Origin of the sequence: Embleya sp. NPDC059237, from assembly GCF_042754105.1 — a bacterium.
Taxonomy (GTDB): domain Bacteria; phylum Actinomycetota; class Actinomycetes; order Streptomycetales; family Streptomycetaceae; genus Embleya.
The window spans coordinates 265429-288866 of sequence record NZ_JBHZAE010000001.1 but is presented as its reverse complement, the minus strand read 5'-3'; the positions used below and the strand labels follow the sequence as shown (position 1 = coordinate 288866).

The 23438-nt window shown below is 70.0% G+C and carries 17 protein-coding genes; 7 read left to right on the top strand and 10 right to left on the bottom strand.

Features of this window, described 5'->3' with window-relative positions; all coding sequences use genetic code 11:
• Positions 1–409 precede the first annotated feature (409 nt).
• From ACFXKZ_RS01240 to ACFXKZ_RS01230, 3 genes are all read left to right on the top strand, one after another.
• Positions 410–739 carry a hypothetical protein gene (locus ACFXKZ_RS01240; RefSeq protein WP_379995092.1) on the top strand — a complete coding sequence of 110 codons (330 nt, stop codon included), beginning with the start codon at positions 410–412 and terminating at the stop codon, positions 737–739.
• A gap of 210 nt (positions 740–949) precedes the next feature.
• The gene (gene glgX / locus ACFXKZ_RS01235) at positions 950–3157 is read left to right on the top strand and encodes a glycogen debranching protein GlgX (RefSeq protein WP_379997257.1); all 2208 of its coding nucleotides are present in this window, start codon (positions 950–952) and stop codon (positions 3155–3157) included.
• A gap of 125 nt (positions 3158–3282) precedes the next feature.
• On the top strand, positions 3283–4062 hold the full coding sequence (locus ACFXKZ_RS01230; RefSeq protein ID WP_379995090.1) for a tyrosine-protein phosphatase: 780 nt from the start codon (positions 3283–3285) through the stop codon (positions 4060–4062).
• 15 nt (positions 4063–4077) lie between these two features.
• Here ACFXKZ_RS01230 and ACFXKZ_RS01225 read toward each other — a convergent pair whose 3' ends face one another.
• The 8 genes from ACFXKZ_RS01225 to ACFXKZ_RS01190 form a co-directional block, all read right to left on the bottom strand.
• A complete protein-coding gene (locus ACFXKZ_RS01225) occupies positions 4078–5058 on the bottom strand; it encodes a hypothetical protein (protein WP_379995088.1) in 981 nt (326 codons plus the stop codon).
• A gap of 53 nt (positions 5059–5111) precedes the next feature.
• A complete protein-coding gene (locus ACFXKZ_RS01220) occupies positions 5112–5513 on the bottom strand; it encodes a type II toxin-antitoxin system death-on-curing family toxin (protein ID WP_379995086.1) in 402 nt (133 codons plus the stop codon).
• 341 nt (positions 5514–5854) lie between these two features.
• Positions 5855–6253 (bottom strand): Uma2 family endonuclease, encoded by a 399-nt coding sequence (locus ACFXKZ_RS01215; protein WP_379995084.1) that lies wholly within the window; start codon positions 6251–6253, stop codon positions 5855–5857.
• An 80-nt stretch (positions 6254–6333) separates the two neighbouring features.
• Positions 6334–6945 (bottom strand): hypothetical protein, encoded by a 612-nt coding sequence (locus ACFXKZ_RS01210; RefSeq protein ID WP_379995083.1) that lies wholly within the window; start codon positions 6943–6945, stop codon positions 6334–6336.
• An 88-nt stretch (positions 6946–7033) separates the two neighbouring features.
• Positions 7034–7435, bottom strand: a complete 402-nt coding sequence (locus ACFXKZ_RS01205; protein ID WP_379995081.1) for a hypothetical protein — start codon at positions 7433–7435, stop codon at positions 7034–7036.
• A 127-nt stretch (positions 7436–7562) separates the two neighbouring features.
• Positions 7563–8699 carry a Fic family protein gene (locus tag ACFXKZ_RS01200; protein WP_379995079.1) on the bottom strand — a complete coding sequence of 379 codons (1137 nt, stop codon included), beginning with the start codon at positions 8697–8699 and terminating at the stop codon, positions 7563–7565.
• Between the two features lie 46 nt (positions 8700–8745).
• Positions 8746–9426 carry a response regulator transcription factor gene (locus ACFXKZ_RS01195; RefSeq protein ID WP_078975373.1) on the bottom strand — a complete coding sequence of 227 codons (681 nt, stop codon included), beginning with the start codon at positions 9424–9426 and terminating at the stop codon, positions 8746–8748.
• Positions 9423–10748 (bottom strand): sensor histidine kinase, encoded by a 1326-nt coding sequence (locus tag ACFXKZ_RS01190; RefSeq protein ID WP_379995077.1) that lies wholly within the window; start codon positions 10746–10748, stop codon positions 9423–9425. Before ACFXKZ_RS01190 ends, ACFXKZ_RS01195 begins: the two co-directional genes overlap by 4 nt.
• 349 nt (positions 10749–11097) lie before the next feature.
• Between ACFXKZ_RS01190 and ACFXKZ_RS01185 the strand changes: the two genes are divergently transcribed.
• On the top strand, positions 11098–13389 hold the full coding sequence (locus ACFXKZ_RS01185; RefSeq protein ID WP_379995074.1) for an MMPL family transporter: 2292 nt from the start codon (positions 11098–11100) through the stop codon (positions 13387–13389).
• A 112-nt stretch (positions 13390–13501) separates the two neighbouring features.
• On the opposite strand, the gene ACFXKZ_RS01180 is transcribed toward ACFXKZ_RS01185, so the two are convergent.
• A complete protein-coding gene (locus ACFXKZ_RS01180; protein WP_379995072.1) occupies positions 13502–14800 on the bottom strand; it encodes an Ig-like domain-containing protein in 1299 nt (432 codons plus the stop codon).
• 188 nt (positions 14801–14988) lie between these two features.
• Complete coding sequence (gene glgP, locus ACFXKZ_RS01175; protein ID WP_379995070.1) at positions 14989–17601, bottom strand: alpha-glucan family phosphorylase; 2613 nt, start codon at positions 17599–17601, stop codon at positions 14989–14991.
• Positions 17602–18020: 419 nt separating this feature from the next.
• Here glgP and ACFXKZ_RS01170 point away from each other — a divergent pair, with 419 nt between their 5' ends.
• The 3 genes from ACFXKZ_RS01170 to ACFXKZ_RS01160 are packed head-to-tail and all read left to right on the top strand — an operon-like array spanning position 18021 to position 23412.
• Entirely contained in the window at positions 18021–20273 is a 2253-nt protein-coding gene (locus tag ACFXKZ_RS01170) for an alpha-1,4-glucan--maltose-1-phosphate maltosyltransferase (protein ID WP_379995068.1), read from the top strand.
• The gene (gene treS / locus ACFXKZ_RS01165; RefSeq protein ID WP_078975378.1) at positions 20270–21964 is read left to right on the top strand and encodes a maltose alpha-D-glucosyltransferase; all 1695 of its coding nucleotides are present in this window, start codon (positions 20270–20272) and stop codon (positions 21962–21964) included. Before ACFXKZ_RS01170 ends, treS begins: the two co-directional genes overlap by 4 nt.
• Complete coding sequence (locus ACFXKZ_RS01160; protein WP_379995066.1) at positions 21961–23412, top strand: maltokinase; 1452 nt, start codon at positions 21961–21963, stop codon at positions 23410–23412. The genes treS and ACFXKZ_RS01160 overlap by 4 nt, the downstream gene beginning before the upstream one ends.
• Positions 23413–23438 lie beyond the last annotated feature (26 nt).

The following is a 23438-nucleotide window of genomic DNA, read 5'->3' as shown; positions in this document are numbered from 1 at the left end:
CGGGTAAAGACGGGGGCGCGCGCCTCGCAGTGCGGGCCCACGAATCGAGTTGAGGCACACTTCCGCGCTCCGCCGGTAGGGAATGCGCCGTCGGTCACGCGCTGTTCGTCGACAAATCAATCAAAATCGACAGGGTGGCCGAAACATTGCGCCGAATCGGCGGAAAATACCCCTCACCCGCAACCCTCCGTATCGGCGCTCGTTGGGGGTTCGGGGCTTCCATGTCACTCTCCCGAGGGAAGCCGGACCGTACCGCTGGATTGTGCTCACCGTTTGCGACAGCTTGGTCACACGAAGTCGCCGTGGAGGTCGGATCGTTCGCCCCGCACGACGGCCCGTGGCGTACCTGATGGCGCCTACCTGATGACACCCGGGCCCCGCCCGGATCCGCGATACACGGAGGATCCCCATGAACCGCAAGCTCGCCACCCTGGCCGTAGCCCCCCTCGCCGCCGGTCTGCTCTTCCTCGGTGCGGGCGCCGCGTGCGCCGACGGCGGCAACGGCACGCTCGGCGACAACGGCTCGAACGCGTCGACCACGACCTCCTCCACCACCAACAGCGGCAGCGGAAACGTCCTCGGCGGTGTCGACGGCAACTACAACGCCACCCAGCAGAGCGCGACCGGCGCGGGCGCCTCGAACCAGAACAACAACGCCGGGATCAAGGGCAACTCGGGCGTCGTGGTGATCAACCAGGGCAACGCCGACGTGCAGCACGCCTGGCACCCCTGGTTCTGAGTGGACCCGATCGGCTGCACCGACCCGGCCGATCGTCGCCCGCGGCGGCGGCATCCCTCGGGGGATGCCGCCGCCGCGGCGTGTACGTGTATGCGAGGGGGCCCGGCGGGAACATCCTGGTGACCGGGATGGGAGGCGGCCGTGACGCTCGAGTGGGAATCGACGGACCCCGAGGTCGACGCACGCGGCGTGCTCGGCGAGGCACGCGGCGTGCTCGGCGACCCGCTCGACGCCGTACACGGTGACGTGCGGTCGGGCAACGGCCGACTGCCGCCGCCGTGGCCCGGCCGTCGACTGCCGCTCGGCGCGCGCTTCGACGGCGCCGGCACCAACTTCGCGCTGTGGGCGGGTGACGCCGAGGCGGTCGAGCTGTGCCTGTTCGAGGACGGCCCCGACGGGACGTCGCGCGAGACGCGGCTGCCGCTGCGCGAGCAGACCTTTCGGGTGTGGCACGGCTATGTCCCCGGCGTGCGGCCCGGACAGCGCTACGGCTATCGGGTACACGGGCGCTGGGAGCCCGAGCGCGGCGCGCGGTGGAATCCGGCCAAGCTGCTCCTGGATCCCTACGCCCGCGCCGTGGACGGCGAATTCCGGCTGGACGACGCGGTGTTCGGGCATGTGTACGGCGGACCCGACACCGTGCGCGACGATCGCGACTCGGCGGCGTTCGTGCCCAGATCGGTGGTGGTGGCCGACGACGCCGACTGGTCGCACGACCGCCGGCCGAAGATCCCGTGGGCCGAGAGCGTGATCTACGAACTGCACGTCAAGGGCTTCACCGCGCGCCACCCGCGCATCCCCGAGCGGCTGCGCGGCACCTACGCGGGCCTGGCCCACCCGGCCGCAATCGACCACCTGGTCCGGCTCGGGGTCACTGCCGTCGAGTTGTTGCCGGTGCATCAGTTCGTCTCCGAGGAACACCTGTTGCGCGGCGGGCGGACCAACCACTGGGGCTACAACACGGTGGGGTTCTTCGCGCCGCACGCGGCGTACGCCTCGGCAGGCGGGCGCGGCGGCCAGGTGCACGAGTTCCGGGACATGGTGCACGCGCTGCACGCGGCCGGGATCGAGGTGATCCTGGACGTGGTCTACAACCACACCGGCGAGGGCGGGCCGGGCGGGCCGACGTTGTGCTTTCGCGGAATCGACAACGGGGGCTACTACCGCCTGGCCGGGAGCGGCCGGCACTACACCGACTACACCGGGTGCGGGAACACGCTCAACGTGGTCCAGCCGCACGTGTTGCAGCTGATCACCGACTCGCTGCGCTACTGGGTGATCGAGATGGGCGTGGACGGCTTCCGGTTCGATCTGGCCGCCGCGCTCGCCCGGTCCACGCACGACGTGGACAAGCTGTCCTCGTTTTTGACCGTGATCGCGCAGGACCCGGTGTTGTCCCGGGTGAAGTTGATCGCCGAACCGTGGGATCTGGGCGCGGGCGGCTACCAGGTCGGCGCGTTTCCGCCGCTGTGGACCGAGTGGAACGACCAGTATCGGGACGCGGTGCGAGACTTCTGGCGCGGCGCCCGGCCGGACGTGCGGGGGCTGGCGTACCGGCTGTCCGGCTCCTCCGACCTGTATCAGCGCGACGGGCGCAACCCGTATGCCTCGATCAACTTCGTCACCGCGCACGACGGCTTCACTATGCGCGACCTGGTCACCTACGAGCGCAAACGCAACGAGGCGAACGGCGAGGACAACCGGGACGGGACCGACAACAACCGGTCCTGGAACCACGGCTACGAGGGCGAGACGGCGGACCCGAACGTGGTGTCGCTGCGCAAGCGGCAGATCCGCAACCTGATGACCACGCTGCTGCTGTCCACCGGCGTGCCGATGATCACCTCCGGCGACGAGATGGGGCGCACCCAGGCGGGCAACAACAACGCCTACTGCCAGGACAACGAGCTGTCCTGGCTGGACTGGTCGGCCCTGGACTCGCCGGAGTGGCGCCCGCTGGTCGAGCTGACCGCGCGGCTGATCCACCTGCGTCGCGCGCATCCGGTGCTGTGCCGCCGGGCGTTCTACTCGGGGCAGCCGGTCGCCCCGGACGGGCTGCGCGACCTGGCCTGGTTCACCCCCGCCGGGCGCGAGATGACCCGCCGGGACTGGTTCGCGCCGACCGCGACGCTGGGGATGTACCTGTCCGGCCTGGACATCGACCGGCGCGGCCCGCGCGGTGAGCGGATCGTGGACGACAGCTTCCTGTTCATCCTGCACGCGTCGTCGCAGCCGATGCGATTCACCCTGCCGGACGAGCCGTGGGCGCACTCGTACGAGGTGGTGCTCGACACCGCGCTTGAGGGGGATCCGATGGCCCGGTACAGCGAGCCGGTCGCGGGCGGTAGCGGGCTGCGGCTCGCGGGGCGGTCGGCGATGTTGCTGCGGGTGGAGCACGCGGTGTGGGCGCCTACGTAGGGGCGAGCGATGGAGGCCGTACGCTCGCGTAGGGTGGAGATACCGACGGAGTTGCGCACGCGTGTGGCGTCCCGCCGTCCGCCGGACCGGCCCGACATCCCCCTCGAAGCGAAGGACCGCGCACCATGACGTCCCCGACGCCGATCCTGGTCACCGCCCCGAATTTCCGTGACGCGGGCGGGCACGCCACCGCGACCGGTCGCAAGGTGCGCACGGGCCTCGTGTACCGCTCCGACGGCCTCGGCGAGGTGGACGCGACCGACGCCGCGACGCTGGTGCGGCTCGGCATCGGCCTGGTGATCGACCTGCGCTCGGCGACCGAGCGCGACCGCGAGCCGGACCGGGTGCCGGCCGGCGCCGAGCTGCTCATCGCGGACGTGATGGGGCGGGAGAACGACGAGCTGTTCGGCGAGGTGTTCGCCGACCCGGATCGGGCGGGCGAACTGCTCGGCGGCACCGCCGGGCGCGAGCTGATGTGCGAGGTGTACCGGCGGTTCGTGACGAGCGAGGGTGCTCGGGCCGCGTACCGCTCGGTGTTCGCGCGCATGTCGAACGAGCCCGCGCCGACGGTGTTCCACTGCTCGCACGGCAAGGACCGGACCGGCTGGACGTCCGCCGTGCTGCTCACGCTGCTCGGGGTGCCCCGGGCGATGGTGGTCGAGGACTATCTGGCCAGCGCGGCGCACCTCGCGGAGAAGAACCGGGCGATCCTGGAGCACATCGCGGAGCGCGGCTTCGACCCCGCGCACCTGGCGCCGGTGTTCGACGTGCACGTGGAGTATCTGGACACGGCGTTCGCGGCGGCGGAGGAGCGGTACGGGTCGGTCGAGGGCTATGTGCGGGACGGCCTGGGGGTCTCCGACGCCGAGGTCGCGCGGTTGCGCGAGCGGCTGCTGACGCACTGAGCCGGGGCGGGTGGGTCAGCCTCGGGGCGGGCCCCACGGCGGCGGCGGAGGTTGGCGGTACTGGGGCTGCTGCTGCCAGGCCGGGTGCTGATGCGGGTTGGCCTGCGGCGACGGGTACGGCGGATACGGCGGGGCCGGTTGCCACGGGTTGGCCGGCTGCGGCGCGGCCCACGGGCCGGTCTGGTGCGGGAACGACATCGGCGGCATCGGCGGCTCGGGGCGACGGGTCGGGTGCGGGCCGCCGCGGAAGGTCACGCCGTAGCGGCTGCGCACCCGGCGGATCTCCCACATCGACATCAGCGTGATCGTGATCGGGCCGCCCAGCGACCCGATCAGCCGTACCGCGGTCGGCAGCGCGCCCTTGCCGCCGTCGTCCCCGAGGTCGATCAGCGCGCCACACCACGACAGCCAAGGCGCGATCACGGCGGGCAGCAGCGGGTGCCCGTCCACGGCGCGGAACAGGTGTTGCGGGATGGCGCGTACGGCGAGGAACCAAAAGCGCAACACCCACAGGGACACGGCAAGGCCGAGCACGGTGAGGAAGAACGCCTGCACACTGGCACCGGCGTTGACCTGCTTGGAGCCGTACGCCAACGAGCCCAGACCGCCGAGCGTGGCCACCGAGACGACCACGAACAGAGCGAGCGAACGCAGCGGCAACATCAGGCTCTTGCGCGTCTCGGTCCGCACGTCGGAGCGGGTGAGCGCGATGATGATGCCGACCGCGATCGGGCAGGCGATGATCGCCACGAAGATGGAGGCGATGAAGCTCGCCATCCAGCCCTGGGCGGCATCGTCGGTGCCCCCATAGGTGATCGCGATCCACACCAGCACGCCGAGCCCGAGCCAGGAGCGGATCGCCCGCACCCGCTCCAGCGTCACATCGCGCCCGATCAGCCGATAGTCGGGCACGAAGTAGCGCTCGGCCACCCGTTTCGGCAGCGGAATCCAACCGAACACGAACATCGGCTTGCGCTCGATCCCCGAGTGCGTCACACGCAGGCCTTCCTGGACGACGCGCCCCCGTCAGGCGCCGACTCGCCCCGATGTTAGGGGGTCCGGCACCCTTCACCACCAACCCCGGCCCGCAACGCCGCCGCAATCTCCCCGATGTCCCCCATCGAGCCGTCCGCCACGGCAACGATCAGATCGAACAGCGCGTCCTCGTCGAGGGGGTGTACATCGATGCCGTTGTATTCGAGGAAGACCACGGCGGCGACCAGCCCGGTGCGCTTGTTGCCGTCCAGGAACGGGTGATTGGCCACGATCGAATGCAACAGCGCGGCCGCCTTCGACCAGGGATCGGGATAGGCGTCCACCCCGAACGCCGAGGACCCCGGGCGAGCCACACCGGACTCGATCAACGCGACATCCCGAATCCCGGGATTCCCGGTCGTCTCCTCGGCCACGGCGACCGCATCGGCGGCAGTGAGCAAGTACACCGAACTCACGCCTCCTTCAACCGCCGCAACAACTCCGGATACCGCTCCGCAAACCCCCGAGCCAACTCCCGCACCCGCCTCGCGGCCTCAGCCTCATCGCCCATACACGCACCCTACGATCCCCCACGCGCCCCGGCCCAAGGGTTATCCCGCCCGCCGGGCCCACGCGGTCGGCGCAACCTGCGCAGTTCGTCCGGGCGGACGTTCACCGTGAACGGCGCGGGGGGCGTCGCCGCGTGTGGCCCCTCGGTGCGGGTCACCAACGCGTAGGCACCGGCGCGGAGTTCGAAGGCGTCCAGGACCGAGTCGTTCGGTTCGAGGACCCAGTAGTACTCGATCCCCCACGACGCCTACTTCTCGAGCTTGTCGACGCCGTCGCGACCCGCCTGTCCGGGCGAGACGATCTCGACCGCGAGCAGCACGTGCTCCGGGTCGAGCCAGACGTCGTCCTCGTCGGATTCCTCACCGGCCCGGGCGGCGGCCCCCGCGACCACCACGACATCGGGTCGGGTGAAGTCGTCGTCCTGGCGCACGTTGATGTTCTCGTAGACGACGCAGTCGACGCGGGCGTCCTCGGCGGCGGCTTCGAGCAGCACGGCCAGTCGTCGGCAGACCATCTGGTGCCGGCGGGAGGGGGCCGGGGACAACAACAGGGCTCCGTCCAGCAATTCGGCCCGCCGGCCACCGGCGTGGATCGCGAGAACGTCCTCGGGCGTCCACACCCGGCCGAACGCGGGAAGGCTGCTCATGGCTCTCCTTCCGCTCGATCGGACATACCCGATGCTACTTGGACGAAGACCCCACACTCCGAAGTGCCGTCGTGCGGCCGTTACCTCTTCGACCAGTCCTTTTGGGGGAGGTCGGCGCGGCCCTGGGGGGCTTCGGCGTTGGTGCGTAGGAGGAGGGCTGTGGGGGTGGTGTTCTTGGGGAGGTCGAACCACAGGTCTTCGACCAGGGTGTCGGAGGCGCCGAGGGTGAATTCGCGCAACTGGCGCTTGATCTCCATCGATTCGAGGTCCATGCCGAGTTGGGTGCCGTCCGAGAGGACCAGGCGCTGTTCCAGGTTGGCGACCTGCACGGTGGCCAGCGAGTTGTTGGCGATGGAGATCTTGACCCGGCACAGCCGGCCCTTGGCGAAGTGTTCGGCGTGGGTGCCGGTGATCCACTCGATGCCGCAGGTCAGCCCCTGTGCGGTGAACGTGGTCTGCCCGCTGAGCACCGGCGCCGCCTTCACTGGGATCTCCCGCTCGCGCATCATCATCTTCAGCGGCTTGTCCTTCTCCGGCCAGTAGAGCGCCGCCGCCCCTGCCGCGACCCCCGCACCGATCAGCAGCCCGAGTACGAACCCGATGGCGATCCACTGCCGGATCCGCCGCCGAGCCCCGAGATGGCCCGCCACCTCGCCGCGTAACTCGTCGATCCGCCGACCCACGGGAACCATTCGCCACCCCTGTCTCCGCAACCGAGGCACGCATCGTATGGGCGCGCTCCCACCGCTGACGAGAGCTTTCCGCAGGGGCGCCCGGCCCTCAGTCGTGCTCGATCAAGGACGCCGCCGCGCGGGCGATGGCGGCGTCGAGCGGGCCCAGCGGAGTGGGCACGGCGTTCTCGCTCGGCGCGATGTACCAGACCAGCGGCCCGGATCCACCACGCGGCGGAGGAAAGGTCACCCAGGCCCCGAGACCGTGCCGACTCGGCCCGCGCTGATCCCGCAGCCGCGTGCGATCCGGACCCGAGACCGGAACCAGGAAGCCCATCTTCGCGCAGCGCCGGTCGTGGATCACCGGTCCGACCCGAACTCCCGCCGCCCGCAGGTGCTTCACCACCTCGCGCCCCAGCCGCGCATCCACCTCGATCACGTCGAACGTCTGCCCGGCGGCCACCAGACGCGGAGCGTAGGGGTTGCCGCCGGGCTCGGCCGAGTCGTACATGGGGTGACACCTTCATCCGTCGGATCGACTCCGGCCCCCGCACATCCCATCCCAACCCGCCGCGCCCGCCCGCGCCCCCCACACTCACGACTTGATGCACTTCCGTCACCTGTTCGGCCCAGGCGGATCAGTCGCGGTAGGGGTCGCTGAACGCAGGCATGGTCCTGGTCACGTCCTCGAGAATCGGCGTCATTCGGCGCGCGGCGGTGTAGTGCCTGCCCCGGGCCTTGCCGTGGGGTTCCAGCCACCCCTGGGCCACCAGTTCCCGAAGGTCGCGGACGGCGGACTGCTCGCTGATGTCGGCATCGTGTTGATACACCGGCCGTCGAACCTTGTTCCCGAACGCCGCAGGCATCAGGGCGAACGCCACGCGCTCGTCGAGACCGGCTCGTTCGGCGTGTTCGGTGAGCTCGCACCAGACCCGGGAGTACAGGTCCACCCGCCTGCCCGCCATCTGAGCCTGCCGGTGGTGGGCACCCAGACAGAAACGAATCCAGGCGTGGGCGTCCCGGGAAGGGTCCCAAATAGGGCCACCCACCTGCTGAAGAACGCCGTAGTACGCGTACGTGTTCTGCCCATAGCCCAGCCATTCCTCGATGGAGGAGAACTCTGCGGGCATCAGCGCCTCACGAGAGAACACCAGAGTGGACACGGCGCGCGACATCCGACCGTTGCCATCGGGCCAGGGATGGATGCTCACGAGGTTCAGGTGGGCCATGGAGGCCCGGACGTGGACCGGTGATTCGAGGTCGCCCTCGTTGAGCCAGGCCACCAGTTCCCCCATCAGCGCCGGGACCCGACCAGGCTCGGGCGCCGTGTATGCGGCGACCGCGGGGTCCTCCGGGGAAGTGACGTAAACGGGGCCCTTGCGCCATCGACCCGGGCGCTTGTTCACGTGGTGACCCTGCATCATGAAGTGCAGACCGTTCAGCAGCCCCATGTCGTAACGAAAGTCCTCCCCCGCGTCGGAAAGGCCCAGGATGTAGGTCATCGCGCGCTGATACGCCTCGACCTCCACACGCGTCTCTTCGGAAGCCTCCAAAGGCTCCTCCCCCGACAACAGCGCCTCGACGTCGTCCACCGAGGCCGCGTATCCCTCGATCGTGTTGGAACCGGCGATGGCCCGGGCCGTGAGATTCCGCCGCAGTTGCCCCGACCACCGGAGTTCGGGGCGCAGCATGTGCCGCAGACGGGTGCGCATCTCCTCGATCTCCTGGAGAGCGCGCGCATCACGGTCGTCGAGGCGGGGAACACGAAAGAGCATGTCTAGATGACACCATCATCTAGACAATTTCGCAAACGTGAATCCCTTACGTCGCCCGGCCCGCCTGGACCAGGCCCGATTCGTAGGCGAAGACGACTGCCTGGGCGCGGTCGCGGACGCCGAGTTTGGCGAACAGGCCCGTGGCATGGTTCTTGACGGTCTGGACGCCGATGCTCATCGTCTGGGCGATCTCGGCGTTGTCCAGGCCCGCCGCGATCAGGCGCAGGACCTCCACCTCGCGAGGGGTCAGGTCGCGCAGGCCCGTCGCCGAGGGCTGCGGGGCCGAGGGGGCCTTGACGAAGGACTCGATCAGGCGCGTGAGCAGCCGCGGCGCGACCGCGGCCTCGCCCAGGTGGACCGTGTGCACCGCCGCGATCAGGTCCTCGGGCAGTACGTCCTTGGGCAGGAAGCCGATCGCCCCGGCGCGCAGCGCGCCCACCACGTACTCGTCCATGTCGAACGTGCTCAGCGCGAGCACCCGGCACTCGGGCAGTTCCTCGGTCAGCCGCGCGGTGGCCTGTACGCCGTCGAGCACCGGCATGCGGATGTCCATCAGGATCACGTTCGGACGCAGCCGATGCGCGGCCTCGACCGCCTGCGCGCCGTCGTCGACCTCGCCGATCACCTCGATGCCGGGATCGGAGCGCAGGATCAGCGCCAGGCCCCGACGCACAAGCGGCTGATCGTCCGCGAGCAGCACGGTGACCGGGGGTGCGTCCACGCTCATCGATTCAAGTCCTCTCCTGGCTCCGCCGGCGGCAGGGGCACGAGTGCGGCCACCCGGAATCCGCCTTCGGGACGCCTGCCCGTCTCGAGCACACCACCATGCACGGCAACACGCTCGCGCATACCGAGAAGACCGTACCCGCCTCCCACGACCGCGGTGCCCCCGCGGCCCGCGTCACCGTCGTCGCAGACCTCCACCGCGACCAGGTCGGACCGGTATTCGAGCCGTACGAAGACCCGCGCGTCACCCGCGTGCCGGCGCGCGTTGGTCAGCGCCTCCTGCACGATCCGGTACAGCGTGAGCCCGATCGCCAACGGCACCCGACGCGGCTCGCCCAGCGCCTCGAACTCGACGGGCAGCCCGGCCGCGCGCGACTCGGCGAGCAGCCGATCGATCTCGCGGATCCCCGGTTGGGGTTCGGAGGGCGCGTCCTCGGCCGCGTCGGTGCTGCGCAGCACGCCGAGCAGTTGGCGCATCTCGCGCAGCGCGGTGCGGCCGGACGACTCCAGCGTGACCAGCGCCTCCCGGGCGATCTCGGGATCGCGGGCGAGGGTGGCGCGCGCGCCGCCGGACATCAGGTACATCGTGGTGATGTGGTGCGCGACGATGTCGTGCAGCTCGCGCGCGATCCGCCGGCGCTCCTCGGTCACCGCCCGCTCCGCGAGCAGCCGCCGGTTCAGCGCCACCTGCTCGCGCCACCGGCGCACCCAGACGCCCACCGCGATCACCAGGGCGACGAACAGCGTGTCGCCGAGCACCATCAGCGGGGTGGCCGAGTTCTCCTGCGTGGTGTGCGCCGCCTGACCCGCGAGCGCGGCGAGACCGGCCGCACCGATGGCACGTGCGCCGCGGTATCGGGCCACCGTGTACAGCGCGACCGCGACCGACACGGAGAAGTTGTGCGCGTGCATCGTGACGATCGCGGACAACGCCACGTAGAGCGCGACCAGTACGCCGAGCACGGGCATCGGCCGGCGCCGGCGGAAGAACAGCGCACCGGCGCCCGCCATGATCAGCAGCGCGCCGATCACGGAGGCGTGCGGCGCGGCCGTATGACCGGCGCCGAGGTACGAGGCGAGGTCGGCCGCCCCGCAGCCGAGCGCGATCAGCAGGTCCGCACGGGTGCGCCGGCAGGCCCGGATCCGCCGCCGGACCAGCCCGACCAGCCCCGGGTACCACCCCGGCCCCGGACGGGGATCCGAACCCGCGCCGGCCGACTCGACCGCCGACCCGATCCCCGGACCGGCCGCCGGCTCCGCGGCCGGCGCCCCGATCGTGGTGATCGTCGCCGGCCCCGCCGCTGAGCGGTGCTCGAAGCCCATGCGTGGGCCTCCTTCATGGTTGGTGCCGTTCGTTCGCCCGCGCCGCGGCCGGCGTCCTCCGCCCCGCCCGCCCCGCCCGTCCGCCCGGTCGTCCCATTCCATCGCCCGTGCCCGGTTTTCTGAACCTCATCGCAGATGATCCGCGCCCCGGACCGGAGTCCTGGTTCGGCGATCCGCCCGGACCGTGGTCCCGGTCCACTCCCCTTCCCCCGGTCGATGTCCGAGGGGGGTTTCGCATGATCAGCTTGAGGCATTCCGGAGTTCCGCATCGAACTCCCGTGTTTCGATCCGACGGCGGAGAAGGAAAATGATCCGTAGAACAACCGCGTTCGCCACACGTCATCGATGGATGACGATTATCGTCTGGGCGATCGTCGGCATAGCCCTGACCGCCGTCGGCCAGCCGTTGATGAACAGTGTCACCGATTCGTCGACCGGCGACTTCCTGCCGAAGAAATACGATTCCGCGGCGGCGATCCAGATCGCCGAGAAGAAGTTCGACGAAAAGCCCGACCCGAACGCGGTGACCGTGCTCGTGGCTCGCGCCGACGGCGCCAAGCTCGGCCCGCAGGACCAGAAGAAGATCGCCGACACGGCTGCCGGCCTGTCCGCGAAGCGCATCAAGGCGGAGCCGGAGCAGTTCGCCAAGGACTTCTCCCAGACGCCGCGCTACACGGTCGGCGTGGTCGCGCCCGACGGGACGTTCCAACTGCTCACCCTGTCGCTGAGCGGCAATTCGACCGACACCGGTCTCCAGGACGTGTATCGGGACGCTCGGGATCTCGCGAAAACCGATTACCAGGCCGCCGGATTCCGGGTCGGATTCACCGGCGGTATCGCAAGCACGGTCGACAGCACGGACGAGGAAAAGGACACCGAGGCACTCGTCGGCGCGTTGACGATGGGTCTCATCATCCTGCTGAACGTGGTGGTCTTCCGCAGCATCCTGGCCGCGGTCCTGCCGCTGCTCGCGGTGGCGTTGATCGGCGGCGTCGCCACCGGCGCGGTCGCCGGCAGCGCGAAGCTCCTGGACATCAAGGTCGACCCGTCCGTACCGTCCCTGATCACCGTCGTCCTGCTCGGCATCGTCGTCGACTACTTCCTGTTCCTGATGTTCCGCTTCCGCGAGGAGTTGCGGGCCAACCCGGACATGGACAAGCGCGAGGCCGCCGCCAACACCGCGGGCCGGGTGGGCAACGCCATCACCTGCGCGGCGCTGACCATCGTGGCGGCGTTCGCCACCTTGGGCATCGCCAGCTTCGGACAGTTCAAGGTGCTCGGCCCGGCCATCGCGGTCTCGGTGCTGGTCGCCCTGCTCGGCAGCCTCACCCTGCTGCCCGCGCTGCTCGCGGTCACCGGCCGGGCGATGTTCTGGCCGGCGCGGGCCTGGAAGAAGGAGCGTCCGGCGGGCTTCGCCGCCCGACTGGGCGAGAACATCAGCGCGCGTCCGGTGCGCTACCTGATCGGCAGCCTGGTCCTGCTCGGTGCGCTCGGCGCCGGCGCGGTCGGCGTGAAGATGAGCTACGACCAGCACGGTCAGCCCACCACCAACGCCACCAGGACCGCCGACGAGATCTCCCGCTCGCTGCCCGCGGGCGTGTCCGACCCGCACACCGTCTACGTGCAGACCAAGGCGGGCGGCAAGCTCGACGAACGTTCGCTCACCGGGCTGACCGGCGCGCTGGGCAAGGTCGAGGGTGTCGGCCAGGTCGCCAAGCCCGTGCTCAACCCGGACAAGTCGGCCGCCCGGATCGACGTGTTCCTGGCCGCCAAGGCCGACACCCAAAAGGCCCGTGACCTGATCACCGGACCGGTCCGCGGCACCATCGCCAAGAACACGCCCGAGGGCAGCGAGGCACACATCACCGGAACGGCGGCCATCTTCGCCGACGTTGCCACCGCGGTGAACAAGGACCTCAAGCTGGTCTTCCCGGTCGCCGCGATCCTGATCGCGCTGATCCTGTTCCTGCTGCTGCGCTCGGTACTGGCGCCGCTGGTGCTGATGCTTGCGGTCGGGTTGGGCTTCGTGGCCACGCTCGGCGCCGGGACGCTGGTCTTCCAGCACATGCTCGACCGCCCCGGGGTGTCCTTCACCCTGCCGCTGGTGTTGTTCCTGTTCGTGGTCGCGCTGGGCACCGACTACAACATCCTGATGAGCGACCGGCTCCGCGAGGAGATGGAAAAGCCGGTCCCGGCCCGCAAGGCGGTGGCCGAGGCGGTCCGGCACACCGCGCCGGCGATCGCCACGGCCGGTCTGGTCCTGGCCGGCTCCTTCGCCAGCCTGGCGGCCAGCCCCGCGACCGCCGAGATCGGCTTCGCCACCGCGGTCGGCATCCTGCTCTCCTCGATGCTGCTCTCGATCGTGCTGGTGCCCTCGATCGCCGCGATCCTGGGCCGGGGCCTGTGGTGGCCGCGGCGGAGCAACAAAGGGCACGGAGGCGGGGCGCACGCGCCGACGGCGTACGGCCACCCGGACACGGACCGCACGCTCGTGACCGAGCCGCAGATGGCCGGTGGCTACGGGCCCGCCCCGTACGCCGGACAGCAGCCCTACCCGGGGCAGCAGCCCTACCAGGCGCAACAGCCCTACCCCGGGCAGCCGTACGGGCAGCACTACCGCCCGGACCAGCCGCACGGCTGACCGAGCCGATCGGGACACACCACGACCAGCAACCCCGAAGGGGGCGGCGCCGGGACACCGGCACCGCCCCCTTCGGGGTTGCGCGCTGCACGAGTTCGGGCGATCGAACCGATCAGTTCGCCGCCGTCCAGCCCGCCCAGTCCATCGCCCAGCCGCTCCAGCCGTTGTCGGGGTCGACCGTCTTCCGGGGCGAGTTGACCACCTCGACCACGTCCCCGATCAGCGATTCCTTGTAGAACCACGCGGCGTTCATGCTCGGGTCGCCGCCGCCCTTGACGTCCTGCAGGCTCACGCAGCCGTGGCTGGTGTTCTCCTTGCCGAACGGCAGCGGGTCCGTACGCCAGTAGTTGCCGTGCACGTAGGTGCCGGTGTTGCTCAGCCGCATGCCGTGCGGGACGTCCTTGATGTCGTACACGCCCTTGGCCAGGCCGACCGTCTGGGAGTCCATGTGCACCGTGGGCTCCTTGGACATGATCGTCATCTTGCCGTTCCACGAGGGGTTCTCCGCGTCCCCCAGGCTGGCCGGCAGCTTCTTGAGCAGCGCGCCGTCGCGCGTGATCGTCAACGTGTGCGCGGTGTGGTCGGCGACGCTGGTCTGCGCGCGGCCGACGGTGAAGGTGACGTCCTTCTTCTGCTTGCCGTACACGCCCGGGGAGGTCTGCTTCCCGTCCAGGTCCAGGTGCAGGGTCACCTTCGTGCCGGGCTTCCAGTACTTCTCCGGGCGAAAGTCCAACCGCTGGTTGCCGAACCAGTGGCCCTTGACCTCGACGGCGGGCTCCGAGGTGACCTTGACCGACTGGTTCACCACCGCCTTGTCCGTGACCTTCTTGGTGAACTCCAGCGAGACGATCATGCCGACGCCGTACGTCTCGTTCGCGTCGATGTTGAACACGCCGTAGTTGGTGTTCGCCGGGGTGAGCGTGGTGAAGGAGGACTGCAGTGCCGACACCAGCCCGGCGGCGTCCGTCGCGGTCGCGGACACCGCGTACTTGGTGCCGGTCTGCAGGGCCGCCGCGGGCTGCCAACTCGCCCCGTCCGGCGAGATGGTGCCCTCGACCGGTTTGCCGCCCTCGGAGCCGGTCACGGTGACCTGGGTCAGCTTTCCGGCGCTCGCGCTCACCTTCAGCGCGCCGTCGGTGGCCACCTCGGTCGCGCCGTCCTTCGGCAGGATCGTGACCACCGCCTGGGACACCTTGGGAGCGCCGTCCGGGGCCTTGGTCTGCGCGATGGGCGCGACCTTGTCGTCCTTCGCGTCCTTCCCGCCCTTCTTCCCGTCACTCCCGCTGCACGCTCCCACGCCCAGGAGCGCGACGCACACCGCGAGCGCCGGCAGGGCCCGGCGGATCCGTCGTCGCGAACGAGGTCTGTGTGCGCTCGAACCGGATGTGGCCCCTGCTGCCGTCGTCGACATGGATCTCCCTAAGTGGCTGCGCTACCAAAGGGATGACTCCATTGCCCGCCCCGGTCGTGGCGGTCACGCGGTATGAGTTCAATCACCACCCCGGGACGGAACCGCGGGCGCGGGCCGGCGCCGGCCGAAAAACGCCTCGGGCCCCGCCGTCCCGAAGGACGCCGGGGCCCGAGCCCGCGATCACCGCGTCAGCGCAGCGCGATGCCCTCCGCGAAGCCCTCGCTCTCCGGCGGGATCGCGATCAGGCCGAGTTCGGCGGGGCCGGCCAACAGCGGGTGCGTGGGCATGAGGCGCACCGTGTAGCCGAACGGCCCGGTCCGGTCCAGCGCGAGCGAACCCTCGTAGAACCAGCGGCCGTGCTCGTCCCGGCGACCGGCCTTCAGCGGTGCGATCGTGCCATCCACGATCCGGTCCGCATCGTCGACCCGGCCGTGCACGACCTGGACCTCCACGTCGGCGGGGGCGAGTTCGCCCAGCGAGACGAAGACCCGCAGGTTCAGCGTGTTGCCGACCTCGGGGGCGTCCCCTATCCCGCCCGACTCCACGTGATCGACCCGCACGCCCGGCCAGGACCGCCGCACGTGCGCCTTCCACTCGGCCAACTCCCGGGCGGCCGAGCCGGTGATCGCCCGACCCGACAGCGCGGCCGGCGCGTACAGCACGTCGACGTAGTCCTTGACCATCCGGTCCGCCGGCACCTTCGGGCCGAGCGTGGCCAGGGTGTGTCGGACCATTTCCAGCCACCGGGTGGGCAGGCCCTCGGGGCCCCGGTCGTAGAACCTGGCCGCGACCGAGTTCTCGATCAGGTCGTAGAGCGCCGCCGCCTCCAGATCGTCCCGACGATCCACGTCGGTGATCCCGTCGGCGGTCGGAATCGCCCACCCGTTCGAGCCGTCGTACCACTCGTCCCACCACCCGTCCAGGATGGACAGGTTCAGGCAGCCGTTCAGCGCGGCCTTCATCCCGGAGGTGCCGCACGCCTCCAGCGGGCGCAACGGGTTGTTCAGCCAGACGTCGCACCCGGGGTACAGGTGCTGCGCCATCGCGATGTCGTAGTCCGGCAGGAACACGATCCGATGCCGGACGTCCTCGCCGTCGGCGAACCGCACCAGGTCCTGGATCAGCCGCTTGCCGCCCTCGTCGGCGGGGTGCGCCTTGCCGGCGATCACGATCTGCACCGGACGCTCCGGATGCAGCAACATCGAACGCAGCCGGTCCTGATCGCGCAGCATCAGGGTGAGCCGCTTGTAGGAGGGCACCCGGCGAGCGAACCCGATGGTCAGCACGTCGGGATCGAGCACCCCCTCGATCCAGCCCAATTCCGCCTCGCCGGCGCCGCGTTGCCGCCACGACGCGCGCAGCCGCAGTCGCGCCTCGGCGACCAGCTTCGCCCGCAGCGCGCGCCGCAACTCCCACAACGAGCCCGCCGACAGCCCATCGATCGCCGCCCACGCCGCCGGATCCTCGGCGAGTTCGACGCCCGCCTCGCGTGCGATCAGGTCGGTGACGTCGCCGTCCACCCACGTGGGCGCGTGTACGCCGTTGGTGATCGAGGTAATCGGTACCTCGGTGGTGTCGAAGCCCGGCCACAGGCCGTCGAACATGCCCCGACTGACCCGTCCGTGCAACTTGCTCACGCCGTTGGCCCGTTGGGCGAGCCGCAAGCCCATCACGGCCATGTTGAACACGCCCGGATCACCGTCCGGGTAGGTCTCCGCGCCGAGTGCGAGGACCCGATCCACCGGAACCCCCGGACACGCGAGGTCGCCGCCGAAATGCCGCTGGATCTGATCGCGACCGAACCGGTCGATGCCGGCCGGCACGGGCGTGTGCGTGGTGAACACCGTGCCCGCCCGGGCGGCTTCGAGGGCCGCGTCGAAGTCCAGCCCGTCGGTCCCGGTGAACTCGCGGATGCGCTCGATGCCCAGGAATCCGGCGTGGCCCTCGTTGGTGTGGAAGACCTCGGGCGCCGGATGGCCGGTGATCTCGCAAAAAGCCCGCAAAGCCCGCACCCCGCCGATGCCGAGCAGCATCTCCTGATGCAAGCGGTGTTCGCTCGTGCCGCCGTACAGCCGGTCGGTCACCTCGCGTTCGGCGGGCGCGTTCTCCTCGATGTCGGAGTCGAGCAGGAGCAGTGGCACCCGACCGACCTGGGCCTTCCAGATCCGCGCGTGCAACTCACCCGTCGGGAGTCCGATGACCACCCGTGCGGGTGCACCGTCGCCACCCCGAAGGAGGGTCAGCGGCAACTCGTTGGGGTCGAGGAGGGGGTAACGCTCCTGCTGCCAACCGTCTCGGGACAACGACTGTCGGAAGTAGCCGTGGCGGTACATCAATCCGACCCCGACGATGGGCACGCCCAGGTCGCTGGCGGCCTTGAGATGGTCGCCCGCGAGGATGCCCAAACCCCCGCTGTACTGCGGAAGTGCCGCCGTGATGCCGTACTCCGGCGAGAAGTACGCGATGGCCGCCGGTGGTGCGGCAAGGCTCCCACCGGTGTCCGAGAGGGTTTGATACCAGCGAGGTCCGGTCAGGTATTCGTGCAGGTCTTCGGCTGCGACCCGCAGGCGGGCAAGGAAGCGGCGGTCGTCGGCGAGCGCGCCGAGCTTGTCGTTCGGCACGGTGCCGAGGAGGCGGACCGGATCCCGGCCGACCGCCGCCCAGGTGTCCGGGTCGATCGACTCGAACAGGGCGCGGGTCTCCGCGTGCCAGGACCAGCGGAGGTTCATTGCCAGTTCACCCAGTGGCTCCAGCGGAGCGGGCAGAACCGTACGCACGGTGAATCTGCGGATTGCTCTCACGCTGCGACCCTAGCCGGAAGGCGGCAGAACTTGCGACAGTGGATGCAGTGCGCTTGCAAAGCCGGCAAGATCTTGCGGATGGGTCTGGGGGCGTTTTTACACCATATGGACCGTGCCCCGATCGACTTGACGATCGTTGAACAGCCGGGTCCTTCCGTCCCGCCGTACCGCGGACACACCAGACATCCGCCGTCCACGGTCGCGGGCCGGGCCCCACCCGGTCCCCGCCTGGTGGTCGCGTCACGAGCAATGGCCGCCGCGCAGCGGTGAGAGGTGGACCCGAGCGATCCCACCGGTCGCCGCCGGGTCGGTTCGTCGCCACTCCCGGGTCCGGCAATCGGGGTATCGAGTGGGTTTCCGTACGGGTGCATCGCGCGCGACGCGCACGGGACGCCCGTCCGTGGGTACAGGAGTTCGGCATGACCAGTTCGGCTGGGAAGGACCCCGGGGGCGCTCGCGCACCCCGGGCGGGGCAGGTCGCGGCCGACGAGGCCGCGGCACGGAAGACGACCGCCGGAGGGTCGCGGGCCACACGGGCCGCAGCCGCGCCGGCCGACACCACCGCGACGTCGACCGCCGCGAAGTCACCGGCGCGCGCCGGGAAATCCGGACGGACCGCGGGCGCCGCGGGCGCCGGGCGCGGCGGCGGGTCGACCAAGACGGCCAAGCCGGCCGCGCCGCGGATCGGGCGGATCCCGATCATCGACGTCGAACCCGTGGTCGACGGCGGCACCCGCCCGGTGCGCGCGATCCCGGGCGAGACCTTCCACGTCGGCGCCACGGTTTTCCGCGAAGGCCACGACGCGGTGGCCGCGGGCGTCGTGTTGCGCGACCCGCGCGGCCGGGCCGGCGCGCTCACCCCGATGGTCCCGGGCGCGCCCGGAACCGACCGGATGCACGCGACGGTCACCCCGACCGCCGAGGGGATGTGGTCCTACGCCGTCGAGGCGTGGGGCGACCCGATCGCGACCTGGCGGCACGCCGCCGGGATCAAGATCCCGGCGGGCCTGGAGGTCGGGCTCGTCCTGGAGGAGGGCGCGCAACTCCTGGAGCGGGCCGCCGCCGGGGTGCCGAAGAAGGACGGTCGGCAAGCGGTCGTGCTGGCCGCGGTGGACGCGCTGCGGGACGAGACGCGCTCGCCCGCCGAGCGGCTGGCCGCGGCGCGCTCGGCCGACCTGGACGAGGTGCTGGCCCGGCATCCGCTGCGCGAGTTGGTCACCTCCTCGGCCCGCTATCCGCTGCGGGTCGAGCGCGAACGCGCGCTGTATGGCTCCTGGTACGAGTTCTTCCCCCGTTCCGAGGGCGCTGTGGTGGATCCCACCGGCGGCCGGCCCCCGCGCAGCGGCACCTTCCGCACCGCGATGGAACGGCTGACGCAGGTCGCGGCGATGGGCTTCGACGTGGTGTACCTGCCGCCGATCCACCCGATCGGCACCGCCTTCCGCAAGGGTCCCAACAACACCCTCGTGGCCGGCGAGCACGATCCCGGCTCGCCGTGGGCGATCGGCTCGCCCGAGGGCGGGCACGACGCGATCCACCCGGACCTGGGCACGATCGAGGACTTCGACGCGTTCGTGGCCCGGGCCCGCGAGTTGCGGATGGAGGTCGCCCTCGATTTCGCGCTCCAGGTCTCCCCCGACCACCCGTGGGTGGAGAAGCATCCCGAGTGGTTCCGGCATCGCGCCGACGGCACCATCGCCTTCGCGGAGAACCCGCCGAAGAAGTACCAGGACATCTACCCGATCGACTTCGACACCGACTTCGACGGTCTGGTCGAGGAGACGCTGCGGGTGTTGCGGCACTGGATGGCGCACGGCGTACGGATCTTCCGGGTGGACAACCCGCACACCAAGCCGGTGATGTTCTGGGAGCAGGTGATCGCCACGATCAACGCGACCGATCCCGACGTGCTGTTCCTGGCCGAGGCGTTCACCCGCCCGGCGATGATGCGCACCCTGGCCAAGGTCGGCTTCCAGCAGTCGTACACGTACTTCACCTGGCGCAACGGCAAGGACGAACTTCAGGAATACCTCACCGAGTTGACCACCGGTGAGGCGTCCGCCTACATGCGGCCCAATTTCTTCGTGAACACGCCCGACATCCTGCACGCCTATCTGCAGTACGGCGGTCCGGCCGCGTTCAAGGTTCGCGCCCTGCTCGCCGCCACGCTCTCCCCCACGTGGGGCGTCTACGCGGGTTTCGAGCTGTACGAGCAAGTCGCCGTCAAGGCGGGCAGCGAGGAGTACCACGACTCGGAGAAGTATCAACTGCGTCCGCGCGACTGGGCCCGCGCCGAACGCGAGGGGCGCTCGCTGGCGCCGTACATCACCACGCTCAACCGTGTGCGCCGCCGGCACCCGAGCCTGCAACGTCTACGAAACCTGACCTTCCATCACGTGGACGACGATGCGGTCATGGCCTTCTCCAAGCGCACCCGGGTGGGTGACGTCGACGACCTGGTCCTGGTCGTGGTGAACCTCGATCCGCACCACACCCACGAGGCGTGGGTCCACCTGGACCTGCCCGCCCTCGGCCTGGACTGGCAGGACACCTTCGCGGTGCACGACGAGTTCACCGGAGCCGGTTACCGCTGGGGTCGGCACAACTACGTGCGTCTCGATCCCGCGCACGAGCCCGCGCATCTCTTCTCGGTCCGGAGGAACAGCCCGTGATCGTCAACGAACCCGTCCGCGACACCTTCGACGACACCCCGTCGCGGGATCGCGATCCCCTGTGGTTCAAGCGAGCCGTCTTCTACGAGGTCCTGGTCCGATCCTTCCAGGACAGCAACGGGGACGGGGTCGGCGACCTCAAGGGACTGACCCAGAAGCTGGACTACCTCCAGTGGCTGGGCGTCGACTGCCTGTGGCTGCCGCCGTTCTTCGCCTCGCCGCTGCGCGACGGCGGCTACGACGTGGCCGACTACACCGCCGTGCTGCCCGAGTTCGGCGACCTCGCCGACTTCGTCGAGTTCGTCGACTCGGCGCACAAGCGCGGCATGCGGGTGGTGATCGACTTCGTGATGAACCACACGAGTGATCAGCACATGTGGTTCCAGGAGTCGCGGAACAACCCGGACGGGCCGTACGGCGATTACTACATGTGGGCCGACGACGACAAGGCCTACGGCGACGCGCGGATCATCTTCGTCGACACCGAGTCGTCCAACTGGACCTACGACCCGGTGCGCAAGCAGTACTTCTTCCACCGCTTCTTCGGCCACCAGCCGGATCTCAACTACGAGAACCCGCGTGTGCAGGAGGAGATGCTGGCCGGCCTGCGCTTCTGGCTGGACCTGGGCATCGACGGCTTCCGCCTCGACGCGGTGCCCTACCTGTTCGCGCAGGAGGGCACCAACTGCGAGAACCTGCCCGCCACCCACGAATTCCTCAAGCGGGTGCGCAAGGAGATCGACGACAAGTACCCGGACACCGTGCTCCTGGCCGAGGCCAACCAGTGGCCCGAGGACGTGGTGGACTACTTCGGCGACGGCGACGAGTGCCACATGGCGTTCCACTTCCCGGTGATGCCGCGCATCTTCATGGCGGTGCGCCGCGAGTCACGCTACCCGGTCTCGGAGATCCTGGCCGGCACGCCGTCCATCCCGGACAACTGCCAGTGGGGCATCTTCCTCCGCAACCACGACGAGTTGACCCTCGAAATGGTCACGGACGAGGAACGCGACTACATGTACAAGGAGTACGCGAAGGACCCGCGCATGCGGGCCAACGTGGGCATCCGCCGCCGGCTCGCGCCGCTGCTCGACAACGACCGCAATCAGATCGAACTGTTCACGGCACTGCTGCTGTCACTGCCGGGCTCGCCCGTCCTGTACTACGGCGACGAGATCGGCATGGGGGACAACATCTGGCTCGGCGACCGCGACGGAGTGCGCACGCCGATGCAGTGGACGCCGGATCGCAACGCGGGCTTCTCCACGTGCGACCCGGGTCGGCTGTACCTGCCGAACATCATGGACCCGGTCTACGGCTACCAGGTCACCAACGTCGAGGCGCAGATGTCCAACGCCTCCTCGCTGCTGCACTGGACCCGCCGGATGATCGAGGTGCGCAAGCAGAACCCGGCCTTCGGGCTCGGTGTGTACAACGAGCTGACCTCGTCCAATCCCAGCGTGCTGGCGTTCCTTCGCGAATTCGAGGACGACATCGTGCTGTGTGTTCACAACTTCTCGCGCTTCGCCCAGCCGACCGAGCTGGATCTGCGGCAGTTCGAGACGTATGAACCGGTCGAGCTGCTCGGGGGGGTGACGTTTCCCGCGATCGGCGAGCTGCCGTATCTGCTCACCCTCGCGGGGCACGGTTTCTATTGGTTCCGCCTCACCCGTGGAGAAATGACGCTGTGACGGATTCCACCCGACCCCACGATCCGACTGCCTCCGCCGTGATCGCTCTGCTGCGCGACTGGCTGCCGCAGCAGAGATGGTTCGCCGGCAAGGGCCGGCCTCTTCGTGGGGTCGGCGTGGTCCACAGTCTCGAAGTGGTCTCCGGCGATCCCGCGCTGCACCACATGTTGCTGCGGGTCGACCACGGTGGCGCACCCGAGCACTACCAACTCCTCCTCGGCGTGCGCGCCGGTCTGCCGGACCGGCTCACCCACGCCCTGATCGGCCGATTGCCCAACGGCAGCAGCCTCTACGACGGTGTGCACGACGCGGAGCTGACCCGGTGGTTGCCGGAACGGTTCGTCGCGGCGGACACCGTCGGCCCGCTGGCCTTCCATCGCCCCGGCGCCCAGGCGCCCGATCCCGAACACGTCGGCCTGGTGATCGGCGCCGAGCAGTCCAACACGTCGATCATCTTCGGCGACGACGTGATCCTGAAGTTGTTCCGCCGGGTGGTGCCCGGGGTCAATCCGGACCTGGAGGTCTCGCTGGCCCTCGCCGGCGCGGGCTCGCGCCGGATCCCCGCGCCGATCGCCTGGTTCGACATGCCCTTCCCGGACGCGGACGGCGAGCCGACCACGCTGGGCATGCTCCAGGAGTACCTGCGTACCGGAACCGACGGCTGGGAGCTGGCCAAGACCTCGGTGCGCGACCTGTACGCGGGCCAAGAGGTGCGCGGCGCGGGGCCGCACGCGCACGAGACCGGCGGCGACTTCGCCGGCGAGTCGTTCCGGCTGGGCGCGGCGACCGCCGAGGTACACGCCGACCTGGCCCGCTCGTTGCCCACCGCGGTGGCGGGCGAGCCGGAGCTGACCGCGATCGCCGACGACATGGAGCGCCGGTTGCACGCGGCGGCGGAGGCGGTGCCGGAGCTGGCCCCGTTCACCGATCGGTTGCGCGAGGCGTACCGGGATCTGCGCGCGCTGGGCCGCGACGGTCACCCCGTGCCGCTCCAGCGCATCCACGGCGACTTCCACCTCGGCCAGGTGATGCGCACCGCCACCCGGTGGGTGTTGCTCGACTTCGAGGGGGAGCCGGCCCGGCCGCTGCGCGAACGGCGCTCGTTGCACTCGCCGCTGCGCGACATCGCCGCGATGTTGCGCTCGTTCGACTACGCGGCCCGACACCTGCTCGCCGGCGGCGGCGGATTCTGGGGGCGCGGGACGCCCGCGCCACACCTGGTACGCCGTGCGGAGGAATGGGCCACCCGCAATCGGGAAGCCTTCTGTGCGGGGTACGCCGACGCGGGCTCGTTCGACCCGCACTCCGAACCCGTGCTGTTGCGGGCCTTCGAGACCGACAAGGCCGTCTACGAGGTCATGTACGAGTCGGGCAACCGCCCCTCGTGGTTGCCGGTGCCGATGTCGGCGATCCGGCGCTTGGCCGAACGTGCGCCGTTGCCGCACTGACGCATCGTCGATTCCCGTTCCGTACC

Bases quoted from the DNA above. Each gene is read 5' to 3' on its own strand.
- ACFXKZ_RS01200 (WP_379995079.1), bottom strand. From the start codon at position 8,699: ATGCTCTTTCGTGTTCCCCGCCTCGACGACCGTGATGCGCGCGCTCTC.
- ACFXKZ_RS01240 (WP_379995092.1), top strand. From the start codon at position 410: ATGAACCGCAAGCTCGCCACCCTGGCCGTAGCCCCCCTCGCCGCCGGT.
- ACFXKZ_RS01215 (WP_379995084.1), bottom strand. From the start codon at position 6,253: ATGAGCAGCCTTCCCGCGTTCGGCCGGGTGTGGACGCCCGAGGACGTT.
- ACFXKZ_RS01230 (WP_379995090.1), top strand. From the start codon at position 3,283: ATGACGTCCCCGACGCCGATCCTGGTCACCGCCCCGAATTTCCGTGAC.
- ACFXKZ_RS01190 (WP_379995077.1), bottom strand. From the start codon at position 10,748: ATGGGCTTCGAGCACCGCTCAGCGGCGGGGCCGGCGACGATCACCACG.
- ACFXKZ_RS01205 (WP_379995081.1), bottom strand. From the start codon at position 7,435: ATGTACGACTCGGCCGAGCCCGGCGGCAACCCCTACGCTCCGCGTCTG.
- ACFXKZ_RS01185 (WP_379995074.1), top strand. From the start codon at position 11,098: ATGACGATTATCGTCTGGGCGATCGTCGGCATAGCCCTGACCGCCGTC.
- ACFXKZ_RS01170 (WP_379995068.1), top strand. From the start codon at position 18,021: ATGACCAGTTCGGCTGGGAAGGACCCCGGGGGCGCTCGCGCACCCCGG.
- ACFXKZ_RS01210 (WP_379995083.1), bottom strand. From the start codon at position 6,945: ATGGTTCCCGTGGGTCGGCGGATCGACGAGTTACGCGGCGAGGTGGCG.
- ACFXKZ_RS01180 (WP_379995072.1), bottom strand. From the start codon at position 14,800: ATGTCGACGACGGCAGCAGGGGCCACATCCGGTTCGAGCGCACACAGA.
- ACFXKZ_RS01195 (WP_078975373.1), bottom strand. From the start codon at position 9,426: ATGAGCGTGGACGCACCCCCGGTCACCGTGCTGCTCGCGGACGATCAG.